This is a genomic window from Gemmatimonadota bacterium, assembly GCA_016209965.1.
In the GTDB taxonomy this organism is placed as follows: domain Bacteria; phylum Gemmatimonadota; class Gemmatimonadetes; order Longimicrobiales; family RSA9; genus JACQVE01.
The window spans coordinates 1-4,795 of record JACQVE010000119.1; the positions used below are offsets into that span (position 1 = coordinate 1).

The following is a 4,795-nucleotide window of genomic DNA, read 5'->3' on the forward strand; positions in this document are numbered from 1 at the left end:
GGCCGAGCGAGAAGTCGTTGCGGATCATGGCCTGTTGCACCAGCTCCGAGATGACCAGCAGGTTGACGAACTCGAAGGGCGAGAGCTGTCCGAACTCGCGCTTGCCCATGAGCCGCAGGATCACGACCAGGAAAAGGTAGACAAAGGCAACGCGCAGTATGGTGTCCATGGTACCCTCACGGTAGAACGAAGGTGCGGATCGGAGGGGATCGGAGGGATCGGAGGGATCGGAGGGGAAATTCTTGCATTGCGCGTCAGGCTGACCCTATCTTGAAAAACTTCCTGGGCTCTGCCTCAGACACGTTTGACTTCCAGAACAATTCGGGAGCGGAGCAACGAGGCTCCGCCGTGCAAGGAGGTCTAGGATGCGTCGCGTTTCCTGGCTTGTCCTCGGCGTACTTGCCTTTGTAGCCTGGAATTGCTCGGGCGGCGATGACGGGACCGCTCCGCCGGTGCCCACTCAGGTCAGCAAGGTGAGCGGCGACGGGCAGACGGGCAGGGTTGCGGCCGGGCTGACTGACTCGCTGGTAGTGCGCGTGACCGGCGCCGGCGGGGCGGCTGTGGGCGGGGTGACGGTGACCTGGTCTGTGACGGCGGGTGGCGGATCGGTCAGCCCGGCCAGCACCACGACGAACAGTAGTGGTCAGGCCAAGACGAGCTGGACGCTGGGCACGGTCGTGGGCCCGAACGCGGTTTCCGCAAGCGTGAGCGGGCTGACGCCGGTGAGCTTCGCGGCCACCGGTACGCCGGGCCCAGCGGCGACCGTGGCCAAGTTGAAGGGCGATGGCCAGAGCGCCACGGTGAGTGCCGCGGTGACGGATTCGCTGACTGTGAAAGTGACGGATGCGTTCGGCAACAGCGTCAGCGGCGTGACCGTAGCCTGGGCGGTGAGCGCGGGTGGCGGTGCGGTGAGCCCCACCAGCGCCACGACGGACGCCAACGGGCAGGCGCAGACGCGGTGGACGTTGGGCACCACAATCGGCGCGAACACGGCCACGGCTACGGTGAGCGGGCTGCTGGCGGCCAGCTTCAGTGCCACCGCGCTGGCCGGCGCAGCCGCGTCCGTGGCCAAGGTCAGCGGCGACGCGCAGTCGGCGACGGTCGGCACGGCCGTGGCCGATTCGCTGGTCGTCAAGGTAACAGACGCGTTCGGCAACGCAGTGGCCGGGGCGAACGTGGGCTGGGCCGTCACAGCGGGTGGCGGGTCCGTGGCGCCGGCAAGCTCGACGGCCAACAGCAGCGGACAGGCCAAGACGCGCTGGACGTTGGGGACGACGGCGGGCACGAACGCGGCCACCGCCACGGTGACCGGTCTCGCGGCCGTCAGCTTCTCGGCCACCGGTTTGGCCGGCGCGCCCGCCAGCCTGACCAAGGTGAGCGGCGACGCGCAGTCCGGTAACGTGGGAAGCGCGCTGGCCGACTCGCTGGTCGTGAAGGCGTCGGACGCGCACGGCAACGGCGTGAGTGGCGTGAGCGTGAGCTGGGCGGTCACCGCGGGCGGCGGCTCGGTCAGCCCGTCCAGTTCGGCCACGAGTAGCAGCGGCCAGGCCAAGACGCGCTGGACGCTGGGGCCGGAGCGCGGCACGAACACGGCCACGGCATCGGCCAGCGGGCTCACGGCGGTCAGCTTCACGGCCACGGCGGCGACGCTCAACCTGCGCATCGAGGCGATGTACCTGACGCAGAGCGCGCAGACCCGCTCGGGCTCCGTGCCCCTGGTAAAGGACCGGGACGGCTACCTGCGCGTGTTCGTCACCGCCAGCGAGAGCAACACGGTGGCGCCGACGGTGCGTGTGCGCTTCTACTCGAGCGGCAACCTGGTGGACACGCGCACCATCTCGGCGCCGGGCGCCTCCGTGCCCACGTCCGTGAGCGAGGAGCCGCTCACCACCTCGTGGAACGTGGCCGTGCCCGCCTCGCTGATACAGCCCAACCTGTCGATCCTGGCCGATGTGGACCCGGCGAACACGGTGTCCGAGACGAACGAGACGGACAACAACTTCCCCACGTCAGGCACACCGCTGGCCATGGATGTGCGCACGGCGGCCACGTTCAGCGTGCGCTTCGTGCCGGTGGCGAACGGCAATCTGACGGGCGATGTGAGCACCACCAACAAGGCTCGCTTCATCGACTTCGCCCAGAAGATCTTCCCCCTGCCGGGCAACGACACGGATGTGCGGGCGGTTTACAGCACCAACCAGCCGCCCCTGCAGGCCAATGATGCGAACGGCGCGTGGGGCCGATTGATCGATGAGATCGAGGCGCTGCGCGTGGCCGAGGGCACCAGCCGCTTCTACTACGGCGTGGTCAAGGTCTCCTACTCGGCGGGGGTCGCCGGGGTGGGGTTCGTGCCGGGCCGCACCTCGCTGGGCTGGGATTTCCTGGATACAGGTGATGCGGCGGGCGTGGCGGCGCACGAGTGGGGGCACAACTTCAACCGCGGCCACGCGCCGTGCGGCGATCCGTCTACGGTAGATTCGCTGTATCCCTATGCCGCGGCCAGGATCGGGATCTTTGGCGTGGATGTGGCCACGACCACGCTCAAGCCGGACACGATGAAGGACGTGATGTCGTACTGCGACCCGCAGTGGATCAGCGACTACACCTACCGTGGCGTGCTGGACTACCGGGCGGCGAACCCGGCGCCGCCGGATGCCTCTGGGGCGGCGGCGGGAGCGGCGCAGCCGACCCTGCTGATCTGGGGACGCGTGGGCCGGAACGGGCTCGAAATCGAGCCGGCGTTCGAGGTGACGACGCGGCCGGTGCTGCCGCCGGCGCCGGGGCCGTACACGCTCGAGGGGCTGGATGCGGGAGGCCGGCGTCTCTTCTCGCTCTCCTTCCGTGGAACGAGGGTTGCGGACCTGCCGGGTAGCGCGCGGCGCTTCGTCTTCGCGGTGCCGGCCGGCATGGCGCGGCCGGACCAGCTCGCGGCCCTGCGGCTGAGTGGCGAGGGGATGCAGGTGCTGGCCGAGAGCGCGACGGCCGCGCCCGCGGCACCGGGAGTACCGGCCGGGGTGCCGCCCGGCCTCTCGCTGGCGAGGCCGCGCCCGGGCCTGGTGGAGGTGCGGTGGAACGAGCAGGCCTATCCCATGGTCATGGTGCGCGACGCGGGCACGAGCGAGATCCTCTCCTTTGCCCGGGGCGGTGCCGTCCAGGTGCGGAGCGACGCGCCCGAGCTCGAGCTGGTCTTCTCCGACGGCGTGCGCAGCTTCGGCCTGCGCGCGCGGCTGCAGCCGTGAGGCGTGCCGCCGCGGCCCTTGCCCTCGCCGGACTGCTCGCCTGCCGGCCTGCAGGGCAGCCGGCACCGGCGACAGCAGGACGGCCAGATACGGCGGGACTCGGGGAGCAGGCGGCTGCCGCCGAGAGCGTGCTCATCACTCTCGAGCGAGGGCCCTGCCTGGGCGGCTGCCCCGTCTACTCCCTGGCCATCCACGCCGATGGCCGGGTCATCTACCAGGGCCATTCCGGCGCGCGCGTGACCGGCACGGCCGTGGAGCAGATAGCCCCGGACCAGGTTGTCTCGCTGGCGGAGGCGTTCCGGCGGCTCGACTACTTCTCGCTGGCGGACCGCTACACCCACGGCGAGCCAGGCTGCGAGCGCTACATCGCCGACCTGCCCTACGTCATTACTTCCCTCACCCTTGGCGGCCGCAGCAAGCGCGTCGAGCACGACCACGGCTGCCGCGGCGCGCCTGCCGGGCTGGCGCCGCTGGAAGCCCGCATTGATGAGGTGGCCGGCTCGTGGCGGTGGACGGGCGTGGATCGCTGACGCGGAACTGACACCCGCGAGCGCTCGGTCGGAACCCGCCGCCGCGTAACCCGCGACCGATTTGTTTCTGCTTAGCTTAGCGGAGCGTTGTGCCCGACCACTACATGCGTGGAGGTGCACCAACATGGCCCACGAGGAGACAACGGCGATGCACCGGCAGTTGGCGGGTTATGCCCGCGGCTGGCTCTCCGCCGCCGGATGCTGCGCGGCACTGGCCGGATGCGCGGCTCCTCTCGCGAACTACCAGATCCTGGATGGAACGGGTGTTCCCAATGTCCGGGACTACTGGGCGGAGACGACCGCCCTGTCCCTGCCGCCACGGCAGGGGCGCCCCCAATCCCTCATCTTCGCCGGAGCCATGCAGTACGATGACCGGTCCGTCTGCGGCACTACCGGGGAGCAGGCCCAGTTCCTGGGGTGCGGCTGGGCAACGTACCTGTCCGGGGGCGGCGGGGTGCACGTGAAGGTCCACTCCGCGTCGGACTTTCCGCACTTGCCGGCCGACTGCCCGCTTCCACACGGCGACCCCAAAGCCGCCACCGATGGGAAGAACATCTTCTACGCCCAGATGTGCGGCCCCGACTTCAACGGCGGCGGCATCGAGGGCGATGGCCTGGTGGTCGCCATCTCGAGCGACGAGGGCAACTCGTTCGCCACGCTCTGCACGGTGTGCGTGGGGGAGAAGTGCGGCGCGCCGCTGGCGCACTACGTGGTGGACGCGCCGGACCTCTACTACGACCCGTTCCAGAAGACCCTCTACCTCGCCTGGTGGGACGTGGGCACGAATGGCGACGGTGGGCGGGTCATCTTCTCGCGCAACCTCACGCCGACCAACTGCGCCGGCTGGGAGCCGCCCAAGCGCATCCTGGTGCCCAGCGGCATCAGCCAGCGGGGCCCGGCCATCACGACCTGGGCTACGCCCAGCGGGGTGAGACTTCTGATCGCCTACCACACGAAGCCCGTCAACGAGCAGGTCGAGATCCACGTCGCCTACACGGACGACAACGGCGCCACGCCGTGGGTCGA

4 protein-coding genes are annotated in these 4,795 nt (G+C 69.8%); 3 read left to right on the forward strand and 1 reads right to left on the reverse strand.

The window, feature by feature from the left end:
* The coding region (locus HY703_05010; GenBank protein MBI4544535.1) for a hypothetical protein at nt 1-169 on the reverse strand (169 nt) is incomplete at its 3' end.
* Nucleotides 170-365: 196 nt separating this feature from the next.
* Here HY703_05010 and HY703_05015 point away from each other — a divergent pair.
* The 3 genes from HY703_05015 to HY703_05025 form a co-directional block, all read left to right on the forward strand.
* Nucleotides 366-3,239, forward strand: coding sequence for an Ig-like domain-containing protein (locus tag HY703_05015; GenBank protein MBI4544536.1), 2,874 nt, complete (start codon nt 366-368; stop codon nt 3,237-3,239).
* Complete coding sequence (locus tag HY703_05020; GenBank protein MBI4544537.1) at nt 3,236-3,769, forward strand: hypothetical protein; 534 nt, start codon at nt 3,236-3,238, stop codon at nt 3,767-3,769. The genes HY703_05015 and HY703_05020 overlap by 4 nt, the downstream gene beginning before the upstream one ends.
* Before the next feature lie 124 nt (nt 3,770-3,893).
* The coding region (locus HY703_05025) for a hypothetical protein (protein ID MBI4544538.1) at nt 3,894-4,795 on the forward strand (902 nt) is incomplete at its 3' end.